At 68.9% G+C, this 24,010-nt stretch carries 23 protein-coding genes; 16 read left to right on the top strand and 7 right to left on the bottom strand.

The features are described from left to right. The first annotated feature begins 2 nt into the window (after nt 1-2). The 5 genes from ACUTAG_RS29460 (at nt 3) to ACUTAG_RS29440 (ending at nt 6,457) form a co-directional block, all read left to right on the top strand. Complete coding sequence (locus ACUTAG_RS29460; protein WP_107315447.1) at nt 3-884, top strand: HpcH/HpaI aldolase/citrate lyase family protein; 882 nt, start codon at nt 3-5, stop codon at nt 882-884. A 204-nt stretch (nt 885-1,088) separates the two neighbouring features. Next, nucleotides 1,089-2,723, top strand: coding sequence for an ATP-binding cassette domain-containing protein (locus tag ACUTAG_RS29455; RefSeq protein ID WP_020927567.1), 1,635 nt, complete (start codon nt 1,089-1,091; stop codon nt 2,721-2,723). 150 nt (nt 2,724-2,873) lie between these two features. Then, on the top strand, nt 2,874-3,740 hold the full coding sequence (gene asd / locus ACUTAG_RS29450; RefSeq protein ID WP_047990735.1) for an archaetidylserine decarboxylase: 867 nt from the start codon (nt 2,874-2,876) through the stop codon (nt 3,738-3,740). Between the two features lie 231 nt (nt 3,741-3,971). After that, nucleotides 3,972-5,180: an alpha-hydroxy acid oxidase gene (locus ACUTAG_RS29445; RefSeq protein ID WP_054513988.1), complete on the top strand. Its 1,209-nt coding sequence runs from the start codon at nt 3,972-3,974 to the stop codon at nt 5,178-5,180. A 113-nt stretch (nt 5,181-5,293) separates the two neighbouring features. Beyond that, nucleotides 5,294-6,457 carry a metallophosphoesterase gene (locus ACUTAG_RS29440; RefSeq protein ID WP_446650432.1) on the top strand — a complete coding sequence of 388 codons (1,164 nt, stop codon included), beginning with the start codon at nt 5,294-5,296 and terminating at the stop codon, nt 6,455-6,457. 31 nt (nt 6,458-6,488) lie between these two features. Here the strand turns inward: ACUTAG_RS29440 and ACUTAG_RS29435 are convergent, their stop codons facing one another. After that, a complete protein-coding gene (locus ACUTAG_RS29435; RefSeq protein WP_148319021.1) occupies nt 6,489-6,944 on the bottom strand; it encodes an Lrp/AsnC family transcriptional regulator in 456 nt (151 codons plus the stop codon). A gap of 161 nt (nt 6,945-7,105) precedes the next feature. On the opposite strand from ACUTAG_RS29435, the gene ACUTAG_RS29430 reads away from it, so the two are divergent. Beyond that, nucleotides 7,106-8,248 (top strand): MFS transporter, encoded by a 1,143-nt coding sequence (locus ACUTAG_RS29430; RefSeq protein WP_020927562.1) that lies wholly within the window; start codon nt 7,106-7,108, stop codon nt 8,246-8,248. Between the two features lie 7 nt (nt 8,249-8,255). Here ACUTAG_RS29430 and ACUTAG_RS29425 read toward each other — a convergent pair whose 3' ends face one another. Together ACUTAG_RS29425 and ACUTAG_RS29420 are read right to left on the bottom strand one after the other, a co-directional pair. Beyond that, nucleotides 8,256-9,227 carry a GGDEF domain-containing protein gene (locus ACUTAG_RS29425; RefSeq protein ID WP_446650431.1) on the bottom strand — a complete coding sequence of 324 codons (972 nt, stop codon included), beginning with the start codon at nt 9,225-9,227 and terminating at the stop codon, nt 8,256-8,258. A gap of 141 nt (nt 9,228-9,368) precedes the next feature. Beyond that, nucleotides 9,369-10,190 carry a MetQ/NlpA family ABC transporter substrate-binding protein gene (locus ACUTAG_RS29420; protein ID WP_058664347.1) on the bottom strand — a complete coding sequence of 274 codons (822 nt, stop codon included), beginning with the start codon at nt 10,188-10,190 and terminating at the stop codon, nt 9,369-9,371. 154 nt (nt 10,191-10,344) lie between these two features. Here ACUTAG_RS29420 and rocF point away from each other — a divergent pair, with 154 nt between their 5' ends. Then, nucleotides 10,345-11,283 (top strand): arginase, encoded by a 939-nt coding sequence (gene rocF, locus ACUTAG_RS29415; RefSeq protein ID WP_446650430.1) that lies wholly within the window; start codon nt 10,345-10,347, stop codon nt 11,281-11,283. A 3-nt stretch (nt 11,284-11,286) separates the two neighbouring features. Here the strand turns inward: rocF and ACUTAG_RS29410 are convergent, their stop codons facing one another. Beyond that, entirely contained in the window at nt 11,287-12,027 is a 741-nt protein-coding gene (locus ACUTAG_RS29410) for an IclR family transcriptional regulator (RefSeq protein ID WP_149895058.1), read from the bottom strand. A 185-nt stretch (nt 12,028-12,212) separates the two neighbouring features. Between ACUTAG_RS29410 and ACUTAG_RS29405 the strand changes: the two genes are divergently transcribed. From ACUTAG_RS29405 to ACUTAG_RS29390, 4 genes are all read left to right on the top strand, one after another. Continuing rightward, complete coding sequence (locus ACUTAG_RS29405) at nt 12,213-13,448, top strand: ABC transporter substrate-binding protein (RefSeq protein WP_020927557.1); 1,236 nt, start codon at nt 12,213-12,215, stop codon at nt 13,446-13,448. A 25-nt stretch (nt 13,449-13,473) separates the two neighbouring features. Continuing rightward, entirely contained in the window at nt 13,474-14,535 is a 1,062-nt protein-coding gene (locus ACUTAG_RS29400; RefSeq protein ID WP_020927556.1) for an alcohol dehydrogenase, read from the top strand. 130 nt (nt 14,536-14,665) lie between these two features. After that, nucleotides 14,666-15,043 (top strand): DUF423 domain-containing protein, encoded by a 378-nt coding sequence (locus ACUTAG_RS29395; RefSeq protein WP_446650429.1) that lies wholly within the window; start codon nt 14,666-14,668, stop codon nt 15,041-15,043. 77 nt (nt 15,044-15,120) lie between these two features. Continuing rightward, nucleotides 15,121-16,029, top strand: a complete 909-nt coding sequence (locus ACUTAG_RS29390) for a DMT family transporter (RefSeq protein WP_238874284.1) — start codon at nt 15,121-15,123, stop codon at nt 16,027-16,029. Between the two features lie 51 nt (nt 16,030-16,080). Here ACUTAG_RS29390 and ACUTAG_RS29385 read toward each other — a convergent pair whose 3' ends face one another. Together ACUTAG_RS29385 and ACUTAG_RS29380 are read right to left on the bottom strand one after the other, a co-directional pair. Further along, nucleotides 16,081-16,719: a glutathione S-transferase family protein gene (locus tag ACUTAG_RS29385; RefSeq protein WP_026383493.1), complete on the bottom strand. Its 639-nt coding sequence runs from the start codon at nt 16,717-16,719 to the stop codon at nt 16,081-16,083. 8 nt (nt 16,720-16,727) lie between these two features. Continuing rightward, a complete protein-coding gene (locus tag ACUTAG_RS29380; RefSeq protein ID WP_446650428.1) occupies nt 16,728-17,900 on the bottom strand; it encodes a PQQ-dependent sugar dehydrogenase in 1,173 nt (390 codons plus the stop codon). 119 nt (nt 17,901-18,019) lie between these two features. On the opposite strand from ACUTAG_RS29380, the gene ACUTAG_RS29375 reads away from it, so the two are divergent. Next, nucleotides 18,020-18,634, top strand: a complete 615-nt coding sequence (locus ACUTAG_RS29375; RefSeq protein WP_020927553.1) for a glutathione S-transferase family protein — start codon at nt 18,020-18,022, stop codon at nt 18,632-18,634. A 90-nt stretch (nt 18,635-18,724) separates the two neighbouring features. Here the strand turns inward: ACUTAG_RS29375 and ACUTAG_RS29370 are convergent, their stop codons facing one another. Further along, nucleotides 18,725-19,678: a LysR family transcriptional regulator gene (locus ACUTAG_RS29370; RefSeq protein WP_020927552.1), complete on the bottom strand. Its 954-nt coding sequence runs from the start codon at nt 19,676-19,678 to the stop codon at nt 18,725-18,727. Nucleotides 19,679-19,797: 119 nt separating this feature from the next. On the opposite strand from ACUTAG_RS29370, the gene ACUTAG_RS29365 reads away from it, so the two are divergent. From ACUTAG_RS29365 to ACUTAG_RS29350, 4 genes are read left to right on the top strand one after another with little or no spacing between them, the layout of a single operon-like run. After that, the gene (locus tag ACUTAG_RS29365; protein WP_446650427.1) at nt 19,798-20,778 is read left to right on the top strand and encodes a Bug family tripartite tricarboxylate transporter substrate binding protein; all 981 of its coding nucleotides are present in this window, start codon (nt 19,798-19,800) and stop codon (nt 20,776-20,778) included. Nucleotides 20,779-20,786: 8 nt separating this feature from the next. Next, on the top strand, nt 20,787-22,283 hold the full coding sequence (locus ACUTAG_RS29360) for an N-acyl-D-amino-acid deacylase family protein (RefSeq protein ID WP_446650426.1): 1,497 nt from the start codon (nt 20,787-20,789) through the stop codon (nt 22,281-22,283). Beyond that, the gene (locus ACUTAG_RS29355; protein WP_054484410.1) at nt 22,276-23,019 is read left to right on the top strand and encodes an aspartate/glutamate racemase family protein; all 744 of its coding nucleotides are present in this window, start codon (nt 22,276-22,278) and stop codon (nt 23,017-23,019) included. The genes ACUTAG_RS29360 and ACUTAG_RS29355 overlap by 8 nt, the downstream gene beginning before the upstream one ends. Before the next feature lie 14 nt (nt 23,020-23,033). Continuing rightward, nucleotides 23,034-23,567, top strand: a complete 534-nt coding sequence (locus tag ACUTAG_RS29350; RefSeq protein WP_446650425.1) for a lysozyme inhibitor LprI family protein — start codon at nt 23,034-23,036, stop codon at nt 23,565-23,567. The last annotated feature ends 443 nt before the right edge of the window (nt 23,568-24,010 follow it).

The following is a 24,010-nucleotide window of genomic DNA, read 5'->3' as shown; positions in this document are numbered from 1 at the left end:
CCATGCCACTGACCGCACGCCCTCGCCGTTCCGTCCTCTACATGCCTGGCGCCAATGCGCGCGCCCTGGACAAGGCCCGCGACCTCGACGCCGATGCGCTGATCCTCGACCTCGAGGACGCGGTCGCGCCGGACGCCAAGGCGCTTGCGCGGCAACAGGTGGTGGCCGCCCTGCGCGCCGGCGGCTACGGGCGGCGCGAATGCGTGGTCCGCATCAACGCCCTCAATACGCCGTGGGGCCTGGACGATGCACGCGCCATCGCGCGCGCCGGCGCCGACGCGGTGTTGCTGCCCAAGGTGCAATCGGCGGTCGAACTCGATGCGCTGGCGCGCGCCCTGGATGCTGCTGGCGCGCCCGCCACCTTGCCGCTGTGGGCCATGGCGGAAACGCCGCTGGGATTCCTGCGCCTCGACGCCATCGCCGGCGGCCATCCCCGCCTCGCCGCGATCGTGGTCGGCACCTCCGACCTGGTCAAGGACCTGCATGCGCGTCATACCCCGGAACGCCACGAAACCCTGCTGGCGCGCTCGCTGGCGGTGCTGGCGGCGCGGGCCCATGGCCTGGCGGTCCTCGATGGCGTGCACCTGGACCTGGACGACGACGCCGGCCTGGCCGCCGCCTGCAAGCAGGGGCGCGACCAGGGGTTCGATGGCAAGACACTGATCCACCCCAGGCAGATCGCAGCGGCCAATGCCGCCTTCGCGCCCACCGACGCCGAGCTGGCCAGCGCGCGCAGGCGATTGGAAGCCTGGCACGCGGCGCGGGCGGCGGGCCGGGGCGTGGCGGTGGTCGACGGCGCCCTGGTCGAGAACCTGCATGCGCGCGAAGCCGAACGCCTGCTGGCCCTGGCCGCCGCGATCGCCGGCCAACCGGATCCGGACTGAACACCACGCGGGGCGACGGTCCGCGCGGCCAGCTACAATAGCGGCCGCGATCGGATGGGCGCCCTGCCCCATCCGCCTGTCGCGCCTGGCGCGGCCCACCCTGCCACGCCGCCGGCGCGATTCCTCCACGGTTCCCCTTTTTGCGCCGCAGCTTGTGGCGGGAGCCTTGCCGCGCGCCCTGCGCGCCCTCCAGCCACACGATTCATGATCCGCTTCCAACAAGTTTCACTGATGCGCGGCGTCAAGCCCTTGTTCGACAAGGTCGACCTGCTGCTCAACCCCGGCGACAAGATCGGCCTGATCGGCGCCAACGGCGCCGGCAAGTCGAGCCTGTTCGGCCTGCTGCGCGGCACGCTGCACGCCGACCAGGGCGACCTCGATTATCCCGCCAGCTGGCGCATGGCCTACGTGGCGCAGGAAACGCCGGCGCTAGACCGTCCCGCCATCGAATACGCCATCGACGGCGACGTCACGCTGCGCAGGCTCGAAGCCGAGCTGGCCGCGCTGGAAGCGGAGCCCGAGAGCGCCGAGAACGGCCTGCGCATGGCCGATATCTACGCCGCGCTGGCCGACGCCGATGCCTACACGGTGCACTCGCGCGCCGAGCAATTGCTGACCGGCCTGGGCTTCACGCAGGCGCAGATGCAGCTGCCGCTCACCAGCTTCTCCGGCGGCTGGCGCATGCGGCTGAACCTGGCGCAGGCGTTGATGTGCCCGTCCGACCTGCTGCTGCTGGACGAGCCCACCAACCACCTGGACCTGGACGCCATCATCTGGCTGGAGGATTGGCTCAAGCGCTATCCGGGCACGCTCATCGTCATCTCGCATGACCGCGACTTCCTGGACGGCGTGGTCAACGTCATCGTCCACATCGACGAACGCAAGCTCAAGCGCTACTCGGGCAACTACTCGTCGTTCGAGCGCCAGCGCGCGGCTCAACTGGAACTGGCGCAGGGCATGATCGAAAAGCAGATGCGCCAGCGCGCGCACCTGCAATCCTTCATCGACCGCTTCAAGGCCCAGGCCAGCAAGGCGCGCCAGGCGCAGAGCCGCATCAAGGCGCTGGCCCGCATGGAAGAAGTGGCGCCGCTGCGCGCCGCGGCCGAGTTCTCGTTCGAGTTCCGCGAGCCGCTGCGCGCGCCCAATCCGCTGTTGACGATGGACAAGGTCAGCGCCGGCTACCGCAACACCGACGAGGACAGCGGCGTCACCTCCGACAGCATCATCGTGTCGGGCATCGACTTTTCATTGCAGGCGGGCCAGCGCCTGGGCCTGCTGGGCATCAACGGCGCCGGCAAGTCGACCTTCATCAAGACCATCGCCGGCGAGTTGCAGTCGCTGGCCGGCGAGACGCAGTTCAACAAGGGCCTGTCGATCGGCTACTTCGCCCAGCACCAGGTCGAGATGCTGCGCCACGACGAATCGCCGCTGTGGCACATGACCAAGATCGCGCCCACGGTGCGCGAACAGGAACTGCGCAACTTCCTGGGCAGCTTCAATTTCAACGGCGCCATGGCCACCAGCTCGATCGCGCCCTTCTCCGGCGGCGAGAAGGCGCGCCTGGCGCTGGCGCTGATCGTCTGGCAGCGCCCCAATCTGCTGCTGCTCGATGAGCCCACCAACCACCTGGACCTGGAAACCCGCGAAGCGCTGACCACCGCGCTGGCGCAGTTCGAAGGCACGCTGGTGCTGGTCTCTCACGACCGCCACCTGCTGCGCGCCACCACCGACCAGTTCATCATCGTCGCCGACGGCCGCTTCAGCCCGTTCGACGGCGACCTGGACGACTACAAGGACTGGCTCTACAAGACCAAGCTGTCGGCCAAGGCCGCCGCCTGATCGGGCGCCGCCGCAAACACCTTCCGACAGGAGGTCCACTGGCGGGACGAACGCGTTACAATCGCGTCGTTTGCACGCCGGGCGCAGGCCTATCCGCGTCAACCCCAACCACGTCCCGCTGTCCGCGGGACGCGTTTTTTAGCGCCCTAGATGCCGATCAAAGACCAACTCTTCCTCGCCAGCCAATACCTCGCGCCGCATCACCTGGTGTCGCGCCTCTTCGGCTACGCCTCGGACTGCCGGGAACCCGCGATCAAGAACTGGATGATCTCGCGCTTCGTACGCAAGTACGGCGTGGACATGCGCGAAGCCGAGCAGGAAGACGCGCTGGCCTTCGATTGCTTCAACGATTTCTTCACCCGCGCCCTCAAGCCGGACGCCCGTCCGCTCGATGACGAGCCCGGCGGCGTGCTGTGCCCCGCCGATGGCGCCATCAGCCAGATGGGCGCCATCGAACATGGCCGCATCTTCCAGGCCAAGGGCCACAGCTACGGCCTGACCGAACTGCTCGGCGGCGACGCCGAACGCGCCGCGCCCTTCCAGGGCGGGGAATTCGCCACCATCTACCTGTCGCCCAAGGACTACCACCGCGTCCACATGCCGGTGGCCGGCACGCTGCGCGAGATGATCCATGTGCCGGGCCGGCTGTTCTCGGTCAACCCGCTGACCGCGCGCAACGTGCCGCGCCTGTTCGCGCGCAACGAGCGCGTGGTCTGCCTGTTCGACACCGAACACGGGCCGATGGCCGTGGTGCTGGTCGGCGCCATGATCGTGGCGTCGATCGAAACCGTGTGGGCCGGGCTGGTCACGCCGTACAAGCGCCGCGTCAAGGCGGTGCGCTACGACGACGCCGCGCGCGCGCCGATCCATCTGGCCAAGGGCGCCGAGATGGGCCGCTTCAAGCTGGGTTCGACCGCGATCGTGCTGTTCGGGCCGGACAGGATCCGCTGGGCCGACACGCCCTCGGTGCGTGGCCCGGTGCGCATGGGTGAATTGCTGGCGCTGCCGCGGGACTGAAACCGACGGCATGGGGCGGTTCGCGCGGCTGCGCAAACCGATGAACGCGGCGGTTCGCGCGACTGCGCAAACCGACGAACGCGGCGGTTCGCGCGAACGCGCAAACCGATGAACGCGGCAGTTCGCACAGCGGCGCCGTGTTGTCCGGAAAAAGCGAACAGGCAATAGCGGTTTTATTCGCTTTATACGATCAGGCGGGCTGGGTAGATTGGAGGTTTTTCGCCTCCTCCAATGACTACGAGCGTCCTGCCCGCCCCCGCGTCCGCGACCCGCGCCACGCCCCGTCCCGCCCGTGCCCTGGCGCGCATGCTGTCCCTGGACGATTTCGAGGCCGCCGCGCGCCGGCGCCTGCCACGCCCGATATTCGGCTACGTCGCCGGCGCCGCCGAGGACAACCAGTCGCTGCAAGCCAATCGCGACGCCTTCGGCCGCTACGCGTTCCAGCCGCGGGTGCTGGTCGACGTGTCGGGCCGCAGCCAGCACACGGAACTGTTCGGCCAGCGCTACGAATCGCCATTCGGCATCGCGCCCATGGGCATCAGCGCACTGTCGGCCTATCGCGGCGATATCGTGCTGGCGCGCGCCGCCCGCGAACAGGGCATTCCCGCCATTCTCAGCGGCACCGCGCTGATCCCCCTGGAAGAAGTCATCGAGCAGGCGCCCGGCACCTGGTTCCAGGCCTACCTGCCCGGCGATCCCGCGCGCATCGACGCGCTGGTGGCGCGCGCGGCCCGCGCCGGCTATGAAACGCTGGTGCTGACGGTGGACATCCCCGTCTCCGCCAACCGCGAGAACAACGTGCGCACCGGATTCTCGACGCCCCTCAAGCCCAGCCTGCGACTGGCCTGGGACGGCCTGACCCGGCCGCGCTGGCTGGCCGGCACCTTCCTGCGCACGCTGCTGGCCCACGGCATGCCGCATTTCGAGAATTCGTTCGCCACTCGCGGCGCGCCCATCGTATCGGCGTCGGTGCTGCGCGACTTCAGCGCGCGCGACCATCTCAGCTGGGAACACGTGGCGCGCATCCGCCGCCAATGGCCGGGCACGCTCATCATCAAGGGCATCCTGCATCCACAGGACGCGCGCCTGGCGCGCGAACATGGCGCCGACGGCATCATCGTGTCGAACCATGGCGGCCGCCAGTTGGATGGCGCCATTGCTCCGCTGCGCGCCTTGCCCGGCGTGGTGGCCGAGGCAGGCGCCATGCCCGTGATGATGGACAGCGGCGTGCGCCGCGGCGGCGACGTGCTCAAGGCGCTGGCCCTGGGCGCGCGCTTCGTGTTCGTGGGGCGGCCGTTCAACTACGCCGCGGCGGTCGGCGGCCAGGCGGGCGTGGCGCACGCCATCGGCCTGTTGCGGGCCGAGGTTGACCGCAACATGGCCATGCTGGGCATCAATCGCCTCGATGAACTGGATGCCACCCTGCTGGCGCCGGCCTGAGGCCGCGCGGCGCGGGGGCGCTGCGACGGCGGGAAGCAGCCCGGCGCGGCATAGAATGGCGGTTCCTCCGCTCTCGTCGGGCCGGCCTTGTGCCGGTCCCCGCCCAACCGCCCGTGTCCCTGCGCCAATCGTCGTTTTTCCTGCGTTTCCTGACCCTGGGCGCGCTCGCCCACGTTTATGTCGGCGCCCGCCTGATCGCCGATGCCGCCCTGTCCGGAGCGGGCGCCGCTTGCGCCATCCTGCTGCTGCTCCTGTCATGCATTCTGATCCCGCTGGGCATGCTGGCGCGCTCGTCGGTGCACCCGCCCTGGGGCGATCGCATCGCCTGGGTCGGCCTGATCGCAATGGGCCTGTTCTCGTCGCTGTTCGTGTTGACGGTGCTGCGCGACGCGCTGTTGCTGATCCTGTGGCTGGTCGACCTGGCCACCGGTCTGCAGCCGCCGTGGGCCTGGCTGCGACGCGCCACCGCGTTGGCGGTAGCCGGGCTGGCGCTGACCGCTACGCTGGTGGGCTTCTACAACGCCCGCCGCCGCGCCCGCGTGGTCACGGTGGACGTGCCTGTCCACGGCCTGCCGGCGGACCTTGACGGCTTCACCATCGCCCAGATCAGCGATATTCATGTCGGCCCCACCATCAAGCGCCGCTACGTGCAGGCCATTGTCGACGCCGTCAACGAGCTGACGCCGGACATTGTCGCCATCACCGGCGACGTGGTCGACGGCAGTGTCGAACAACTGGCCGCCCAGGCCAGTCCGCTGGGCGCGCTGCGGGCGCCCTTCGGCGTGTACCTGGTGACGGGCAACCATGAATACTATTCGGGCGCGGCCCCCTGGGTGGCGGAATTCCGCCGCATGGGCCTGCGCGTGCTGATGAACGAGCACGCGGTGATCCATCCGGCCGGCCTGCCGCTGGTGGTGGCCGGCGTCACCGACTACAGCGCCGGCGCCTTCGATCCACAACAGCGCAGCAACCCGGCCGCGGCGCTGGCGGGGGCGCCGTCCGACGCGGTGGCCCGAATCCTTCTGGCGCACCAGCCGCGCAGCGCCGCCGCGGCCGCACCGCTGGGCTACACCCTGCAGTTGTCCGGCCACACGCATGGCGGGCAATTCTTCCCCTGGGGGTTTTTCGTGCGCTTCCAGCAGCCGTACACGGCGGGGCTGCACCGGTTGGACCGGATGTGGATCTACATCAGCCGCGGCACCGGCTACTGGGGTCCGCCCAAGCGCCTGGGCGCGCCATCGGAAATCACCCGGCTGCGGCTGCGTCCGGCACGCTGAACGCGGCGGCCCGCGGGGCCGCCAGCGGGGCTCACGCGGTTTCCGGCAGCGGACCGCGTTCCAGGTAGCTGGTCAGCGCGATATCGCTGGTAGTGTTGGTGATGCCTTCGATCTGGTGGATGCGCGCCAGCAGCGCCTCCAGGGCCTGCGTGTCGCGCACCCGGACCTTGAGCAACATGGCGCTCTTGCCGGTGATGGTGTGGATTTCCTCCACCTCGGTGAGCTCGGCCAGCCCCAGCACTTGCTGGGTGATGCTCCAGTTGGCGGTGTCGACGTGCACGAAGGCCAGCAGCGGACGGCCGATGCGGGCGCCATCGAGCTTGGCGGCGATGCCCTTGATCAAGCCATCCCGCTTGAGGCGCTTGACCCGTTCATGCACGGCGGGCGCCGACAGATTCAGCAATTTGCCCAATTCGGCGTAGCTGGGCGAGGCGTCATCCGCCAGCAGCGTTAATAGTTTTCGGTCGCGGTCGTCGATATCTGGCATTGGAATCTGGTTCTGCCTAACGGCATTCGAACTTTTACGGGATAAGGGAATATCGGTATTAACCCTTATTTTATTCCAATAAAATTCTGCGGATGCAGAACCGCGACACCCCGCACCACACTCCCCGCACCCCACCCCTTCCGGCCGCCATTCCGACCCTCATGTTCGCCGTCAGCGTGGTCGGCTCCAACGGCCTGGCGCTCAGCCCTATCCTGTCCGACGTCGCCCGCTCGTTCGCCAGCACGCCCCTGACCGTCAGCACCGCGATCTCCGCCTACGGCGCCGCCACCGCGGCCAGCGCTTTCCTGCTGGCTGCCCGAATCGATCGCTGGGGTATCCGGCGTTCGCTGCGGGGCGCAATGACGGTGCTGATCGCCGCCCTGCTGCTGTCGGCCTGCGCGCCACACTGGCTTGTGCTGACCGTGGCCCAGGCGCTGGCGGGAGCCGCCGCCGGAGTAATCCTGCCGGCCGCGTACGGATCGGCCTCGCTGGTGGCCCCCACGGGCCAGGAAACGCGGGCGCTGGGCCGCGTGATCTCCGGCTGGTCGGTTTCGCTGGTGGCCGGCGTGCCGCTATCGGCGCTGATTTCCGACGCCGTCGGCTGGCGCGCCACCTATGGGGTGCTGGCGCTGTGCGCCGCAGTCGCCGTGGCCGGCCTGCGCACGCTGCCCGAACGCCGCAATACCCACGCCGCGCCGCCCCGGCTGTCGCGCCTGCTGGCGCCGCTGTCGTACCGCGACGTGCCTGTCTTGCTGCTGGGCTGCCTGGCGTTCTCGTCCGCGTTCTATGGCGTCTACGCTTTCCTGGCCGACCACGTCCGCACACTCCTGAGCCTGACCGCGGGCCAGGTGGGCTTCATCGCCTTCGCCTATGGCGCCGGGTTCCTGCTGGCCGGCCTGGCCGGCGCGCCGCTGATCGAGCGGCTCGGGCCGCGTCGCGCCCTGCCGCTGGCGCTTGCCACCATCACGGCGGTCTACCTGGCGCTGCTGCCCGCCGCGCATGCCCTGGCCGCGGTGCTGGCGATCGCCGTGCTGTGGGGCGCCGCCTCGCAACTGAGTCTGAACCTGCTGGTGCTGCTGTTGTCGCGCGCCCGTCCCGACGAACGCGGCGCGGTGCTGGGCTTGAACACCTGCACGACCTACCTGGGGGCGAGCGTCGGCACGGCCGTCGCCGGCACCCTGTATACCCACGCGGGTTTTGAAAGCCTCGGCCTGGCCGCCGCCGCGGCCGTGGCGCTGGCCGCCGTGGCCCTGCACTGGCGGCTGAACGGCCGCCGCGCCGGCGAGCGCCGCGCCACCGCCTGATCACGCTTCAGCCCGGCAGCACTACCGCGCAATCGCGGCCTGCGCGCTTGGCCTGGTACAAAGCCAGGTCAGCGCGCCGCAGCACATCCGACATGCTGGCATCGGTCTCCAGGAAGCGGGTGATACCGCCGCTGGCCGACAGCACCAGGGCATGGCCTTCGACCTGCGCCGGGTGCTGGCGCAGGCAGGCGCGCAGACGGTCGCACACCGCCAGCGCCACATCCTTGTCGGCATCCGCCAGCAACACCACGAATTCCTCGCCGCCCAGCCTCCCCACCGAGTCGCCCTCCCTCAGGCACGTGCGCAACTGATCACAGAAGTGGCGCAACGCCGCATCGCCCCCCAGGTGTCCATAGCGGTCGTTGACCTGCTTGAAATGGTCCAGGTCGAGCATCAGCGCGGTATGGCGAGCGCCGCGCTTGGCCGTCTCCAGCAGGCCCTTCATGCGTTGCAGAATCTCGGCGCGGGTCCAACAGCCGGTCAGGCCGTCGACCTTGGCCAGGCGCGCCAGCGCGGCCTCGTTGCGGCGATTCTCGGTCATATCCATACCGATATTGACCACGCTACCGTCCGGCAGGCGCACGTTGGACCACATCACCGAAAGACGCTCGCCATCACGCGCCAGGGGCTGCCATTCGCGGAACGAGCGATTCGGCTCGAGCACCACACTGGCGACGACACGCGCCCGGATTTCCGGGTCGGGGTAGAACAGCGCCAGGGGTTCGGCATGGCCGTTGATTTCGTCGCGGGTCCAGCCGAAGCGACGCACACAGGCTTCGTTCCACAGCAGGCATTTGCCGTGTTGGTCGAAGGCGTTGATCAGCACCGGCGCGTTCTCGAACAACGCCTCGTACTGCGCCACCACTTCACGCAGCCGCGCCAGTTCTTCGTCGCGGGGATCGGCGGCGCCGGCTCGGCCACGGCCGGCCTCCCGCGCCTGCGGGGCAATCAGAGCGTCATTCGGGGAGACGAGTCGCATGGGTTCGCAGGCGGGAAAGGCGGCGCGGCCCGGCCATGGACCGGGGCGTGAAAAGCGCCGCCAGTATACGTTCAAGCCCGCCCGCCAACTGCCAAGAAACGTCAATTCGTCGCCACCCCGCCCGGGCGGCTCCGGCTCGCGCTACCAGGGGAAAGTGATCAGGTCGCCGTAGAGGCTGCGCAGCTTGGCCTTGACCTCGGGCGATTGCTGGTAGATGGAAATGAACTTCAGCAGCCGCGGGTCCTGCGCATGATCGGGCCGCGTGACCCAGCGAATGGCGTAGCGGCGGACGTTGGCCGGATCCGTATTGTCGAACGCCAGGCCATCCTTTTCATCGAGACCGGCCTGCTTGGCAAATGTGGTGTAGGTGACGGAAGCGGTGACGTCGTCGAACACACGAGCCGATTGCGACCCTTCGATCTGCACGAACTTCAGTTTCCTGGGATTGGCGGTGACGTCTTCCAGGGTCGCCTGGTGCGCCACGCCCGGCTTGAGCTTGATCAGGCCGATGGATTCCAGCAGCAGCAGGGCGCGGCCTGTGTTGACGGGATCGTTCGGCACCGCGACGGTGGCGCCATCCGGCAGCGGCTGGCCTTTCTTGAGTTTCTTGGAAAACAGGCCGATGGTGGTGGAGTAGCCATAGGCGATCGGCGTCAGATTGGCGCCGCGACGGGCGTTGAACAACTGCAGGAACGGTTCGTGCTGGAAGAAATTGGCGTCCACCGAGCCATCGGCCACGGCGATATTGGGTAGCACCCAGTCGTTGAATTCGACCAGTTCGACGTCCAGGCCGGCCTTGCGCGCTTCGGCCACGGCCAGTTCGGTGGCCGCGTTGGCGACACTGGGAATCAGGCCGATGCGCAGCGGCTTTTCGGCCGCCAGCGCCGACTGCGCGCAGGCCAGGCCAAGGACGGCCACGGCGGCGGCGCGCGCCAGGGCCGGAAAGAGAGAACGGAAAGACATGGAATCATCCACTTGAAAAGACGTCGGATGCGGCTATTGTGCCGCAAAGGCCGCCCTGCGCCGGCCAAAAGCCTTGCCCGCGCAATGGCAATCGCGTCGCGCCACGGCGCTACACTCGATGCCGGCACTGCAACCTTGCATCACGGAGCCCACCTTGCAAAACACCGCCACCCTGCCTACCCAAGTCACCCTGATCGGCGCCCCGACCGACATCGGCGCGGGCGCGCGCGGCGCCTCGATGGGCCCCGAAGCCCTGCGCGTGGCCGGCATCGGCCCCGTCATCGAGGCGCAGGGCTTCCGGGTCACCGATCGCGGCAATCTCTACGGCCCGGCCAATCCGTGGCAATCGCCCGTCGACGGCTATCGTCACCTGGACGAAGTGACCGCCTGGAATCAGGCCGTGCACGATGCCATGTACCAGGCCCTGACGCAGGGCGCGTTGCCCATTCTGCTGGGCGGCGACCATTGCCTGGGCATCGGCTCGATCAGCGCGGTGGCGCGCCATTGCCGCGCCGTGGGCAAGAAATTGCGCGTGCTGTGGCTGGACGCGCACACCGACTTCAACACCAATACCCTGACGCCGACCGGCAACATCCACGGCATGCCGGTAGCCTGCCTGTGCGGCCATGGCCCGGCCCAGATCACCGGCATGTCGGGCCAGACGCCCGACATCGATCCGTCGTGGGTGCGCCAGATCGGCATCCGCAGCGTCGACGAGGGCGAAAAACGCCTGGTGCACCAGGCCGGCCTGGAGGTGTTCGACATGCGCTACCTGGACGAAATGGGCATGCGCGCAACGATGGAAGCGGCGCTGGCCGGGCTGGACGAAGACACCCACCTGCACGTGAGCTTCGACGTTGACTTCCTCGACCCCGAGATCGCGCCCGGTGTCGGCACCACCGTGATGGGCGGCCCAACCTACCGCGAAGCGCAACTGTGCATGGAAATGATCGCCGACACCGGGCTGATGCGCTCGCTGGATGTGGTCGAACTGAACCCCGCCTTCGACGTGCGCAACAAGACCGCCGACCTGGCGGTGGACCTGATCGAAAGCCTGTTCGGCAAGTCGACGCTGGTGCGCCGCGGCGCCTGACAGTCAGGTCTCGCCGTCGCGGCGCACCGCCTCGGCCGCCGCCGCCAGGCTTTGCACGTGGGCCTCGCGGCGTGCCCGTACCCGCGGCGTTGGCCCCGCCAGGCACAGCGCGTACCATTCCCCTGCCCGCTCCAGCGCCACCGCCAGGCCGGTCAGGTCCGCCACGCTTTCGCCGGCATTCTCGGCCCAGCCCTGGGCCTCGGCCCGGGCCACGTCCGCCAGCAGCGCGGCCCGCGTGGTACGGGTGTGATCCGTGTAGCGGCGGAAATCCGCCGCCGCCAGCACCGCCTCTCGCTCGCCCGGCGCCAGGCGCGCCAGGATCGCCTTGGCCACCGCGCTCGTGTGCAGCGGCCGCCGTTCGCCGGGGCGGGTGGCGTAATGCACCGGCTGCGCCGATTCGGCCACCTCCAGGAACAGCACCCCGCCGTCCTGGATCTTGCCCAGCATCACCGTCTCGTCGGTCCGGTCGCGCAGCGCCGCCAATTGCGGCCGCACCCGCTCCAGCCAGGGGTCACCCGCCTGGATCAGGCCGCACAGCGCCTGTAGCCGCGGCGTCGGGTAGTAACCGCCGCGCCGCCGCACCTCGTAAAGATAGCCGCGCCCCGCCAGCGTGCGCACCAGGGCCAGGCAGCTGGACATCGGCGCGCCCAGCCCTTGCGCCAGTTCGGTCAGCGACAGCGGGCGGCGCGCCTGCGCATACAGCTCGATCAGTTCCAGCGTCCGGACGACCAGTTTGACTTCCATGGCGATGGCCCCGCGAGGATGTGTTGACTTTTCATATATGGGAACATAAATTCTTGCACAGGAATTTTTATTCACCAATAAGAATAAATTTTCAGCCGGATGGAGAACCGGCGCCCCGGCCCAGCATTCGCGTCACCCAAGAAAACCGATATTCGGCTCGCCCGACGGGCCGTGGAGACAAACCGATGCGTATCAATCCCTTGTGCGCGGCCGTGGCCGCCACGCTGGCCGCCTGTGCCATGCATGTTCCGGCCGTCCAGGCCCAAGCCGCCGCCGGCGCCGACATCGTGCGCCTGGGCGTTTCCAACGACCGCTCCGGCATCTATTCGGACCTGGGCGGGCTGGGCTCCGAAGTGGCCGTGCGCATGGCCGTGGAGGACTTCGGCGGCAAGGTCGCCGGCAAGACGGTCGAGGTGGTCGGCGCCGACAACCAGAACAAGGCCGACGTGGCCTCGGCCCTGGTGCGGCGCTGGTTCGATACCCAGGGGCTGGTGGCGGTGGTCGATGGCGGCGCCAGCTCCGCCGGCCTGGCGGCCCAGGGCGTGGCGCGCGAGAAAGGCGGCACCGCGCTCATCAGCGGCGGCTTCGCCGGCGATTTCAGCGGCAAGCAATGCAGCCCGCTCAGCACCCAGTGGGCGCCCGACACCTACGCACTGGCCAATGCGGTGGTCAAGAGCGTGGTCGAAAGTGGCGGCAAGTCCTGGTACTTCATCACCACCGATTACGTCTTCGGCAAGTCGCTGGAGGCCAACGCCAGCCGCTTCGTGCAAGGCGCCGGCGGCAAGGTGCTGGGCAGCACGCGGCACCCGCTGGGCGCCATGGACTTCGCCTCGTTCCTGGTGCAGGCGCAGGCCTCCAAGGCCGACGTGGTCGGCCTGGCCAGCGCCGGCGGCGACCTGGTCAACCTGATCAAGCAGGCCCAGGAGTTCGGCCTGACGGGCGGCAAGCAGCGTTTGCTGACCTTCCTGACCTTCATCAACGACGTGCAGGCCATGGGCCTGCCGGTGGCGCAGGGCCTGACCTTTCCCACCGGCTTCTACTGGGACGCCGACGACGACACGCGCGCCTGGACCCGCCGCTGGCAGCAGAAGATGGGCGTGACGCGCCCGCCTTCGATCGTGCAGGCCCTTAGCTACGTCGCCACCACGCATTACCTGCAGGCCGCGCAGGCCGCGGGCAGCTTCGAAGGCGCCGCTGTCAACCGGAAGATGCGCGAGTTGCCCATCACCACCAAACTGATCAAGAATGCCCGCATACGCCCCGAAGACGGGCGAGTCATCATGGACCTGTATCTGGTGGAAGTGAAAAAACCCGCGGAATCCAAGTACCCCGGCGACTTCTACCGCATCCTGTCCACGGTGCCCGGCGAGAAGGTATTCGTCTCGCTGGCCGACAGCGAGTGCCCCTTGATCAAGAAATAAAGCCAATTCCCCGAGGAGACATCCCATGAAGTGCTATTGCGTCGTCAACTTCCGCGAACCGCTGCAGCAGATGGACCAGGCCACGCCCGCGCCGCAAGGATCGCAGGTGCTGTTGAAGGTGCGCGCCGCGGGCGTCTGCCACAGCGATATCCATTTGTGGGAAGGCGGCTATGACCTCGGCCAGGGCCGCACGCTGTCGCTCAAGGACCGCGGCGTATCGCTGCCGCTGACGATGGGCCACGAGACCGTGGGCAGCGTGGTGGCGGCCGGTCCCGACGCGCAGGGCGTGGAATCCGGCCGCAACTACCTGGTCTATCCGTGGATCGGCTGCGGCGCCTGCCCGACCTGCCTGTCGGGCCAGGAGAACCACTGCACCGCGCCGGCCTGCCTGGGCGTGCATCGCGCCGGCGGCTACGCCGACCACATCCTGGTGCCGCACCCGCGCTACCTGATCGACATCGGCGACCTGGACCCGGCCCGCATCGCGCCCTACGCCTGCTCCGGCCTGACCACCTATTCGGCGCTCCGGAAGATCGGCGAGGCCGTCTACCGCGAGCATCCGGTGGTCATCTTCGGCGCCGGCGGCCTGGGCCTGATGAGCCTGACGCTGATCAAGGCGCTCGGCGGCAAGGGCGGCATCGTGGTCGATATCGACCCGGCCAAGCGTCAGGCCGCGCTGGAGGCCGGCGCGCTGGCCGCCATCGACGGCGCCGCGCCGGACGCCGCGCAGCAGATCATCAAGGCAGCGGGCGGCAAGCCGCTGCAGGCCGCCATCGACCTGGTCGGCGCGCCGTCCACCACCGCCCTCGCCTTCGACTTCCTGACCAAGGGCGGCAAGCTCATCATCGTCGGCCTCTTCGGCGGCGCCTCGTCCTGGCCGATCGCGCTGATTCCCATGAAGGCCATGTCCATCATCGGCAGCTACGTCGGCAACCTGGCCGAACTGCGCGAGCTGATGGACCTGGTGCGCACCGGCGAGGTGCCGCCGATGCCGGTGCACCGCTATCCGCTGGACGAGGCCGACAGCGTGCTGGCGTCGCTGCGCGCCGGCAAGGTGCTGGGCCGCGCGGTATTGACGGTGGATTGAAGTTGGCTTGAAGTTGGCTTGAAGTTGGATTGAAGGCGGCGCCCCTCGCCAGGGCCTGCCCGGACGGTCGCGGCGAATGGGCCTATCATGTCATCTGCACACCCGCCCATCTTCCAGCAAAGGACCTCGCATGACCGACCGCCAGCTCACCATCCTCGCGGCCATCAATCTGCTGATCGCCGTCGGCGCCGGTGCCTTCGGCGCGCACGGCCTCAAGCGCCTGGTGACGCCCGAGCTGCTGTCGGTCTGGCAGACCGGCGTCATGTACCATCTGGTGCATGGCCTGGGCCTGTTCATCATCGCGCTGCTGGGCGCGCGCTACGGTTCGCCATTGCTGTCGGCCGCCGGCCTGGTGATGTTAATCGGCATCGTGCTGTTTTCAGGTAGCCTGTACGTCCTGACCCTGACCGGCACCCATTGGCTGGGCGCCATCACGCCCGTGGGCGGCGCCGCGTTCCTGGCCGCCTGGGCCATGGTGGCGCTGGCCGCCTACCGCGCCCAGGGCTGAATCCACGCCGGGCCGGCGCCCGGCAACCCCGCATTACCCCTTCTGGCGGCCTCGGCCGCCTTTTCCGCTGAACCCCGATGTCGTCCCCTACCGTTTTTCCCGCCGCGCGTGACCACTCCGCCTTCGCAGGCATCGCCTGTGTCGCCGGCGGCATTTTCTTCCTGACGCTCAGCGATGCCAACGCCAAATGGCTGGGCACCACCTACAACCCGCTGCAGATCCTGTTCCTGCGCGCGCTGATCGCGCTGCCGTTCGTGACCGCGCTGGCCATCTGGCTGGGCGGGCGCCGGGTGCTGCGCACCGACCATCCCGCACTGCACCTGACGCGCGGCGCCATCAACGTCGTGTCGGCCTGTTGCTTCTACCTGGGGCTGCGCGCGCTGCCGCTGGCAGAAGCCACCGCCATCGCCTTTGCCGCGCCGCTGTTCGTGACGGCGCTGTCGGTACTGATCCTGAAGGAACGGGTCGATGGCCGGCGCTGGCTGGCGGTGCTGGCCGGCTTCGCGGGCGTGCTGATCATTGTGCGGCCGGGCACCGATGCCTTCCAGGCGGCCACGCTGCTGCCGCTGACCACCGCGTTCCTGTATGCCGTCATGATGATCACCGCGCGCGGCATCAGCCGCGGCGAAGGGATGCTGACCACCACCTTCTACATCGTCGCCGGCCAGCTGGTGTGCAGCGCCGTGGCGCTGCCCTGGGTCTGGCATACGCCGGCCATGGCGGACCTGCCCTATTTCGCCGCGGTGGCGCTGTTCAGCACGCTGGGCCTGGCGCTGATCACGCAGGGTTTTCGCATCGCGCCGGCCTCGGTGGTGGCGCCGTTCGACTACACCGGCCTGATCTGGGCCACGCTGCTGGGCTGGATCTTCTGGCGCGAGGCGCCCGACGCCTACGCCTACCTGGGCGCCCTGTTCATCGCCGGCAGCGGCGTCTACATCGCGCTGCGCGAGGCGCGCGGTTCGCACAAGCGACGCGCCAAGGCGTAGGCGTCCGGGACGCATTGGCCGCGGCGGCATCGCCGTGGCCAGGCGTGCCGGCTACTCGGTCGGCGGCGGGAAATTGCGCTTGAGCACGCGCGCCACGTTCGGTTCCTGCGCCGCCTGGCGCGCCACCGCCGTCAAGGCCGGACAGTTGGCCTCGAACCAGGCCGGGCCGGGCCGCCAGTGCGTCATCACCGTCACGTACAGGTCCAGCGCCGAAAAGCGGCGGCCCAGCATGTGCGGGGTGCCGGCCTGGCGCTCCAGTTCCAGCCACACTTCGGCGCGGCGGCCATGTATGCGTTCACGCAGCAGCTCGGCCGGCGCGCCCGGCGTGGTCCATTGCGGCGGGTCGTCGCCATAGGTGAAGGTCGGATAGACCGCCGCCACCAGCCGCACCAGCAGGTTCAGGAAGCGCGCGCGCTCGGGCCGCGAGGCTTCCGGCGCCAGGCCCGCCTGGGGCGCCACGTCATGCAGATGCAGCACCATGGCCGCGCTTTCGGTCATGACCTCGCCGTCCGGCGTGATCAGCGTCGGCACCTGCCCCAGCGGGTTCAGGCGCAACAGCCGCTCGCGCTCGGGCCCGGGCTTCAGGTACGGCACGTCGGTCAGCGTGTGCGGCACGTTGGCCAGCGCCAGCGCCATCTCGACGATGGCCGAACCGCAGCCCTGCGAGCCGATCAATTCGTAGGTTTTCATCATCGTGGTCATCCTCCGGTTTGCGCCGGCGCGAGCCGCAGCAGTTCGCCGGGCGACGCGTCGGTCAACACATAGACATAGCCATCCGGGCCTTGCCGCACGTCGCGGATGCGCGCCTTGCGTTCACCCAGCAGGCGCTCCTCGGCCACCACCCTGTCGCCGTCCAGCGTCAGCCGGATCAGGTCCTGGTCGGCCAGCGCGCCGATGAACAGGGAACGGCGCCACGCCGGGAAACGGTCGGCGTCGTAGAACGCCATGCCGCTGATGGCCGGCGACCTGGCCCACCAGTACAGCGGCGGCTCCATGCCGGCCAGCGTCTCGCCCTTGGCTTCCGGTATCGGCTGGCCCGAATAATTGATGCCATAGGTCGCCAGCGGCCAGCCATAGTTCCTGCCGGCCTGCACCAGGTTGATTTCGTCGCCGCCGCGCGGACCATGCTCGTGCTCCCACAGCGCGCCGGTCCACGGATTGAGTGCCATGCCCTGCGGATTGCGATGGCCGTACGACCAGATCTCGGGACGCGCGCCGGCCTTGCCGACGAAGGGATTGTCGGGCGGCACCGAGCCATCGGGCGCGAGGCGCACCACTTTGCCCTGGAGCTTGTCCAGATCCTGCGCGGTGGGCCGCTGGTTGTTCTCGCCGAGCGAAATGAAGAGGTGGCCCTTGCCGTCGAACACCAGGCGCGACCCGAAGTGCTGCCCTTGCGACAACTTGGGCGCCTGGCGGAACAGCACCTGGAAATCCTCCAGCGCGCCGGCGTCGGCCGACAGGCGGCCGCGGCCCACGGCGGTGCCGCTGCGCGAGCCGTCCGATTCGGCATACGAAAGGTAGACGTAGCGATCCCGCGCGAAGTCCGGCGACAGCGCCACGTCCAGCAAACCGCCCTGCCCCTGCGCCGCCACCTTCGGCACGCCCGCCAGCGGCTTGGACAAGCCGCCGGGCGCGCGCAGCAGGCGCAGGTGGCCAGGCCTTTCCGTGATCAGCACGCCGCCCCCGGGCAGGAATGCCATCGACCACGGGTGGTCCAGGCCGCCCACGACCACCGTCACCTGCGCGCGCGCGGCGGGCGGCTGGCCGGGGCTTTTCTGTGACGTGGCCCAGGCCGCGGCCGTCCATAGCGCGGCGCCGGCGAAAGCGATCAGGGACGAGACGCGACGGATCGCGGGCGGGCGTGACGGCATGGACATCTCCGGCGGCTGGGTGAGGCGCGGCGGTGCTCGGCGGCGCCTTGCGGGTGGCGTACCATAGGAGCCTGTGACGGGCGGCCTCCCCGTCCTTTCCTTTCAGGAGACTCCCTTACATGAAACTGTACTACATGCCCGGCGCGTGCTCGCTCGCTTCCCACATCGTGCTGGAATGGATCGGCAAGCCGTACGAAACCCGCAAGCTCAGCCGTGACGAACTCAAGGGCCCCGAGTTCCTCAAGGTCAATCCGCTCGGCGCCGTGCCCGCGCTGGACGACGACGGTTTCACGCTGACCCAGAACGTCGCGATCCTCGAATACCTGGCCGAACAGGCGCCGCAGGCCAACCTGCTGGGCGACGGCTCGGCCCGTTCGCGCGCCGACGTGCGCCGCTGGCTCGGTTTCATCAATTCCGACATCCACAAGACGTTCTCGATGATCTTCGGCGCCGGCCGTTTCCTCAGCGAGGAAGCGCCGCAGCAGGAACTGGCGGCGTCCGCCTCCAAGCTGCTGACGCGCCTGTTCGCGCTGCTCGACGCCCAACTGATCAACCAGCCCTACCTGGGCGGCGAGGCGCCGTCGGTCGCCGACGCCTATCTGTACGTGGTGCTGCGCTGGGCCCACGCCAAGCAGGTCGACCTGTCGGGCCAGGACCACCTGGCCGCGTTCTTCAAGCGCATGCAGGACAACGCCGGCGTCAAGGCCGCGCTCAAGGCCGAAGGCCTGGAATAAGCCCGCCAGGCCGGTATGACCGGCCGGCCCGAACGCCCCGCCGCCCTTGCGCGCCGGGGCGTTTTCTCTTGCGCGCCAGCCTGATTTCCTTCAGCCGCCCGCCAGGGCCGGGGCCGCGCTGTCCAGCGTCTTCTTGACCGCCGCCAGGAAGCGCCGCGCCAGCAATGGCGGCGCGCTCAGGTTCGAATGCGTGGCCCAGATCTCCACGCTGGCGCCCGGCGCGATGGGCCGCAGCACCATGCTTTCGGTCTGGTCGGGCGACACGCACCAGGCATCCACCAGTGCCGGACCGAGCCCCTGCTGCACGAACGAACAGGCAGTCACCGGCGAATGCACTTCCACCGCCGCAGGACAGGCCGGCGCGCCGCCAAAGAACGATTGCAGCGCGCGTCCCAGTGGGGTGTCGCGCGGGTAGCCGATCCAGGCTGCCGAGGCGAAATCCTCCGGATGCACCACCTCGTGCGCCGCCAGTGGATGCCCCTTGGGCAGGACGCAGATCACCGGCACCGTCGCCAGCTTGACCGAGGTCAGGTTGGGATGGTCGGGCGGTCGCATCGAGATGCCGATATCGGCCTGGCCCGACAGGAAATACGCCGCCAGTTCGTCGAACGTGACGCTGCGATAGTCGACCCGCGCGGCGCCATTGCGGTCGCGCAAACGCCCCAGCGCCATCGGCACCAGTCGTTGGCCATAGCTGGCGCTGGCCACCACCTTGAGCATGCCCGCGCCCGACTGCCCCAAGGCGGCCGCCAGGTCGTTGACGCGCTGGATCCCGCCGTAGACCTGTTCGACTTCGGCATACAGCCGGCGCGCCTCGGCGGTGGGCGACAGGCGGCTCTTGACACGTTCGAACAGCCGGTAGCCCAGGCGGCTTTCGGTCAGCGCCAGCACCCGGCTCACCGCCGGTTGCGAGACGTGCAGCATGCGGCCCGCGCCGCTGATCGAGCCGGCCATCATAATGGCGCGGAACACCTCGATCTGGCGCAGGTTCAACGCGCGGCCGGCGCTGGGCGCGAGCGCGTCGGCATCGTCGTGCGCATCCATGTTGTTCCCCTTGGTCAATAACGGCGGATTATAGGTTTTCGACATTTTTCGATGACGCGGTGCCGCAACCCCGGTGCTAATCTGCCCGCCTCCACACAACAAAACAAGGGGAATCCAGCATGCAACGCACCTTCATCCGCGGCCTCGCCGCCCTGGCGCTAGCCGCCACCTTCAGCACGGGCGCGCAGGCCGCCGGCGCCTATCCCGACAAGCCGATCACCTTCATCGTGCCGTCGGCCGCCGGCGGTTCGCCCGACGTGCTGTCGCGCCTGATCACCACGCAACTGGCCAAGGACACCGGCGCCACGCTGGTGGTGGAAAACCGCCCCGGCGCCGCCGGCAACATCGGCATCGCACTGGTCAAGCGCGCCGCGCCCGACGGCTACACCGTGGGCTACGGCAACATCAACACGCTGGCGGTGAACCGCTCGCTGTTCAAGCGCCTGCCCTACGACGTCGACAAGGACCTGACGCCCGTGGCGCACATGTTCGACCTGTACAACGCGCTGATCGTGCCGGCCGATTCGCCCGTCAAGAGCGTGCAGGACCTGATCGACCGCGCCCGCAAGGAACCCGGCCGCCTGTCGTACGGCGCTTCCGGCGTCGGCACCACCGGCCACATGGGCGGCGAACTGTTCAAGAGCATGGCCAAGGTCGATGTCATGTTCATCCCGTACAACGGCGGCCCCGCCGCCATCCAGGACCTGCTCGGCGGACGCCTGGACTACCTGTTCGTCAACACCTCCGAAGCCACCCCGCTGGTCAAGAGCGGCAAGGTGCGCGCCATCGGCGTCAGCAGCTTGAAGCGCCTGGCGCTGATGCCCGACGTGCCGACGCTGGACGAAGCCGGCCTGAAGGGCTACGAGACTGTGGCCTGGGGCGGCGTGGTCGCGCCCAAGGACACCCCGCCCGAGGTCGTGGCGCAGCTCAACGCCGCCATCCAGAAAGCCTTGCAGGCGCCCGAGGTCCGCACCGGCCTGGAAACGCTTGGCGCCGAACCCGCCAGCGGCAGCCCGGCCGAATTCAAGCAGCTGATCGATCGCGAAACCGCCAAGTGGAAGCAGATCATCGAAACCGCCGGCATCGAGAAACTGGACTGAACCTGGCCATGACGGACCGCAGCACCTCGGACGACGCTCCCGCGCAAGCCGACTTCATCATCGCCGGCGCCACCCTCATTGACGGCGGCGGCGGCCCCGCCCGCCAGGGCGACCTGGCGGTGCGCGGCGGGCGCATCGTGGCGCTGGGCGATTTCGCCCACCTGCCGGGCGTGCCGGTGATCGATGCCCGCGGCCTGGCGCTGGCGCCCGGCTTCATCGACTCGCACACCCACGACGACGGCTACCTGCTGGCGCATCCCGAGATGCTGCCCAAGGTTTCGCAAGGCATCACCACGGTCGTCACCGGCAACTGCGGCATCAGCCTGGCGCCACTGTCGCGCCGGCAGATCCCGCAGCCGCTCGACCTGCTGGGCCCGCCCGAGCTGTTCCGTTTCGCCACCTTCCGCGACTGGCTGCGGGCCCTTGCCGAAACGCCCGCCGCCGTCAACGTGATCCCGCTGGTCGGCCACACCACGCTGCGCGTGGCCGTCATGGACGACACCGGCCGCGCCGCCACCGACGCCGAACGCCAGGCCATGCGCGCCCTGCTGGACGAAGCGCTGGCGGCCGGCGCCTTCGGCGTCTCCACCGGCACCTTCTACCCGCCCGCCAGCGCCGCGCCCACCGACGAGATCATCGACGTCTGCCAGCCGCTGCGCGGCCGCGCCGGCGCGATCTACGCCACCCACCTGCGCGACGAGGCCGACCACATCGTGCCGGCCATGGAAGAGGCCCTGCTGATCGGCCGCGAACTGGACTGCCGCGTGGTGTTCTCGCACCACAAGCTGGCAGGCGAACGCAACCACGGCCGCAGCCGCGAAACGCTGGACATGATCAGCCGCGCCGCCGCCACGCAGCGCGTCTGCCTCGACTGCCATCCGTATCCCGCCACCTCGACCATGCTGCGGCTGGACCGCGCCCGCCTGGCCAGCCGCACCATGATCACCTGGTCCAAGGGCTACCCCGAGGCCACCGGCCGCGACTTCGCCGCGGTCATGGCCGAACTGGGCCTGGACGACGAAGCCGCCATCGCCCGCCTGGCGCCCGCCGGCGCCATCTACTTCCTGATGGATCCGGCCGACGTCAACCGCATCTTCAGCCATCCGCTGACCATGGTCGGCTCGGACGGCCTGCCCTTCGACCCGCACCCGCACCCGCGCCAGTGGGGCACCTTCACCAACGTGCTGCGCACCATGGTGCGCGAACAACGGCTGCTGTCGCTGGAAACCGCCATCCACAAGATGACCGGCCTGGCGGCGGCCCAATACGGCCTGACCGAGCGCGGCCTGCTGCGGCAGGGGTATCATGCTGATCTGGTGCTGTTCGATCCCGCCAACGTCACAGACACGGCCACTTTTTCAGCTCCCATTCAGGTCAGCCAGGGCATCCACGCCGTGTGGGTCAATGGCAGGCAGGTCTGGGATGGGGAACGGACCGGCGCCGAACGCCCGGGCCAGGTACTGGCACCCGGTGATGCAATACCTTGGAGTCAACAAAGTGAATAGCTATTCCCAGGGCTGTTACCTGGGTGTTTTGGGCGGCATGGGCCCCATGGCCGGCGCCGCCTTCGCGCTCCGCCTGGCGGCGCTCACGCCCGCCGACGCGGACCAGCAGCACATCCCCACCCTGCTGCGCAACGATCCGCGCATCCCCGATCGTTCCAGCGCCTACATGGCCGGCGGCGAGAATCCCCTGCCCTACATGGTCGAAGGCGTGCGCTTCCTGGAACGCGCCGGCGCCCAGCTCATCGCCATCCCCTGCAACACCGCGCATCTCTGGTACGACGACATCGCCGCCGCCACCCGGCGCCCCGTGCTGCACATCATCCAGGCCGTTATCGACGACCTGCGCCGCCTCGGCCTGCAGCAGGGCCGCATCGGCCTCATGGGCACCGCCGCCACGCTCAAGCTCGGCCTCTACCAGCGCCACCTCGAAGCCCAGGGCTACGAATGCATCGTCCCCGACGACGATGAAGTCGAACGCTATTGCATGGCCTCGATCCGCGCCGTCAAGGGCAACCAGCTCGAAGCCGCCTTCGCCCCCGCCGCCGACTGCATCGCCCGCCTCAAGGCCCGCGGCGCCGACGCCGTCGTCCTCGGCTGCACCGAACTGCCGCTGGCCGTGCCCCACGCCCTGCGTCCCAGCCTCGGCATCACCCTGACCGACTCCATCGACGCCCTGGCCCGCGCCGCCATCGCCCACTACCTGGCCGACCAGCCCGAGCAACGCATCGCGGCGTAGGCAAGGCCTGCGAGTTGCACAACCGCGCGACAACCGGGAGAATCGATCCGTGGGCCACCCTGTCGGTGGCCCCGGACCATTCAGGAGTCAAGGACGTGCGCAACCCCGTTCTCGCGGCAATACCGGCCAGCGCCATGAAAGGCCGGCGCCGGCAACAACACGCCCAACGCAAACCCGCGATTGTGCACGCTGTGGTCTGCGCCGTCCTCGCCAGCGCTTCTTTCCTGCCGATCCAGGCCGCCCATGCCGCCGGCTTCGACTGCAAGGCCGCCAAAACCCATGTCGAACATCTGATCTGCGCCGACCCATCGCTGTCCAGGCTGGACGATCAGATGAAGGATCTCTACGACAGGATTCAGGCCGAAACCGCCGGCCGCGACGGTGAAACCGGTGAACGGCGCGATCCCGTGGCGAACGAGCAGACGCAATGGCGCACCACCGTGCGCGACCGTTGCCCCGACGCCGCCTGCCTGAAATCCGCCTACGAGGACCGCATCGCCGCCATGAAAAAGAACTGGGCAGAAGCGCTGGGCCCCGCGGGCAAGTAATACGCGACGCGCTCCGGGGTGGTCGAGTTTTGCTATTTGAAAGCTCAGGCGCCCCGATCCCAGTGCCGGAGATTGAAGGCTGCTAACCGTTGAATTCGATATCGTCCGGGCTCCATGTTTGATGCAGTTCGGCATATCCCTCTCTCTCTCCCCTCCCCGGCGGGTCACCCCCTCCCCAAGCGCACAGCGTCATCCTCCCGACGCAAAATCAGCGCGTATGCAAAGATCGGCCGCCCGCGCGGCCGATCTTTGCGGGCCCCGCAAACGTCGCCCCTTACCCCACGCTCCAGCAACGCGACAAGCCTCGCAATCCGCAGCCCGAGGTGGGTGGCCGGTGGGCGCGGCGGGCCGTCGATGCGCCCGAGGGAAACCGAAGGGAGCCGAAGGCGTACGAGGTTGACGCAGGGGAAGTCCGGCGCCCGCGCGCCGGACCGCAATCGTTG

This window comes from Achromobacter sp. CSND-B12 (genome assembly GCF_052906545.1).
This window is presented reverse-complemented; position numbering and strand designations above follow the sequence as displayed.

Coding starts and splice junctions, on each gene's coding strand:
- ACUTAG_RS29460 (WP_107315447.1), top strand. CDS start 3: ATGCCACTGACCGCACGCCCTCGCCGTTCCGTCCTCTACATGCCTGGC.
- ACUTAG_RS29455 (WP_020927567.1), top strand. CDS start 1,089: ATGATCCGCTTCCAACAAGTTTCACTGATGCGCGGCGTCAAGCCCTTG.
- asd (WP_047990735.1), top strand. CDS start 2,874: ATGCCGATCAAAGACCAACTCTTCCTCGCCAGCCAATACCTCGCGCCG.
- ACUTAG_RS29445 (WP_054513988.1), top strand. CDS start 3,972: ATGACTACGAGCGTCCTGCCCGCCCCCGCGTCCGCGACCCGCGCCACG.
- ACUTAG_RS29435 (WP_148319021.1), bottom strand. CDS start 6,944: ATGCCAGATATCGACGACCGCGACCGAAAACTATTAACGCTGCTGGCG.
- ACUTAG_RS29430 (WP_020927562.1), top strand. CDS start 7,106: ATGTTCGCCGTCAGCGTGGTCGGCTCCAACGGCCTGGCGCTCAGCCCT.
- ACUTAG_RS29425 (WP_446650431.1), bottom strand. CDS start 9,227: ATGCGACTCGTCTCCCCGAATGACGCTCTGATTGCCCCGCAGGCGCGG.
- ACUTAG_RS29420 (WP_058664347.1), bottom strand. CDS start 10,190: ATGTCTTTCCGTTCTCTCTTTCCGGCCCTGGCGCGCGCCGCCGCCGTG.
- ACUTAG_RS29410 (WP_149895058.1), bottom strand. CDS start 12,027: ATGGAAGTCAAACTGGTCGTCCGGACGCTGGAACTGATCGAGCTGTAT.
- ACUTAG_RS29405 (WP_020927557.1), top strand. CDS start 12,213: ATGCGTATCAATCCCTTGTGCGCGGCCGTGGCCGCCACGCTGGCCGCC.
- ACUTAG_RS29400 (WP_020927556.1), top strand. CDS start 13,474: ATGAAGTGCTATTGCGTCGTCAACTTCCGCGAACCGCTGCAGCAGATG.
- ACUTAG_RS29395 (WP_446650429.1), top strand. CDS start 14,666: ATGACCGACCGCCAGCTCACCATCCTCGCGGCCATCAATCTGCTGATC.
- ACUTAG_RS29390 (WP_238874284.1), top strand. CDS start 15,121: ATGTCGTCCCCTACCGTTTTTCCCGCCGCGCGTGACCACTCCGCCTTC.
- ACUTAG_RS29385 (WP_026383493.1), bottom strand. CDS start 16,719: ATGAAAACCTACGAATTGATCGGCTCGCAGGGCTGCGGTTCGGCCATC.
- ACUTAG_RS29380 (WP_446650428.1), bottom strand. CDS start 17,900: ATGCCGTCACGCCCGCCCGCGATCCGTCGCGTCTCGTCCCTGATCGCT.
- ACUTAG_RS29375 (WP_020927553.1), top strand. CDS start 18,020: ATGAAACTGTACTACATGCCCGGCGCGTGCTCGCTCGCTTCCCACATC.
- ACUTAG_RS29370 (WP_020927552.1), bottom strand. CDS start 19,678: ATGGATGCGCACGACGATGCCGACGCGCTCGCGCCCAGCGCCGGCCGC.
- ACUTAG_RS29365 (WP_446650427.1), top strand. CDS start 19,798: ATGCAACGCACCTTCATCCGCGGCCTCGCCGCCCTGGCGCTAGCCGCC.
- ACUTAG_RS29360 (WP_446650426.1), top strand. CDS start 20,787: ATGACGGACCGCAGCACCTCGGACGACGCTCCCGCGCAAGCCGACTTC.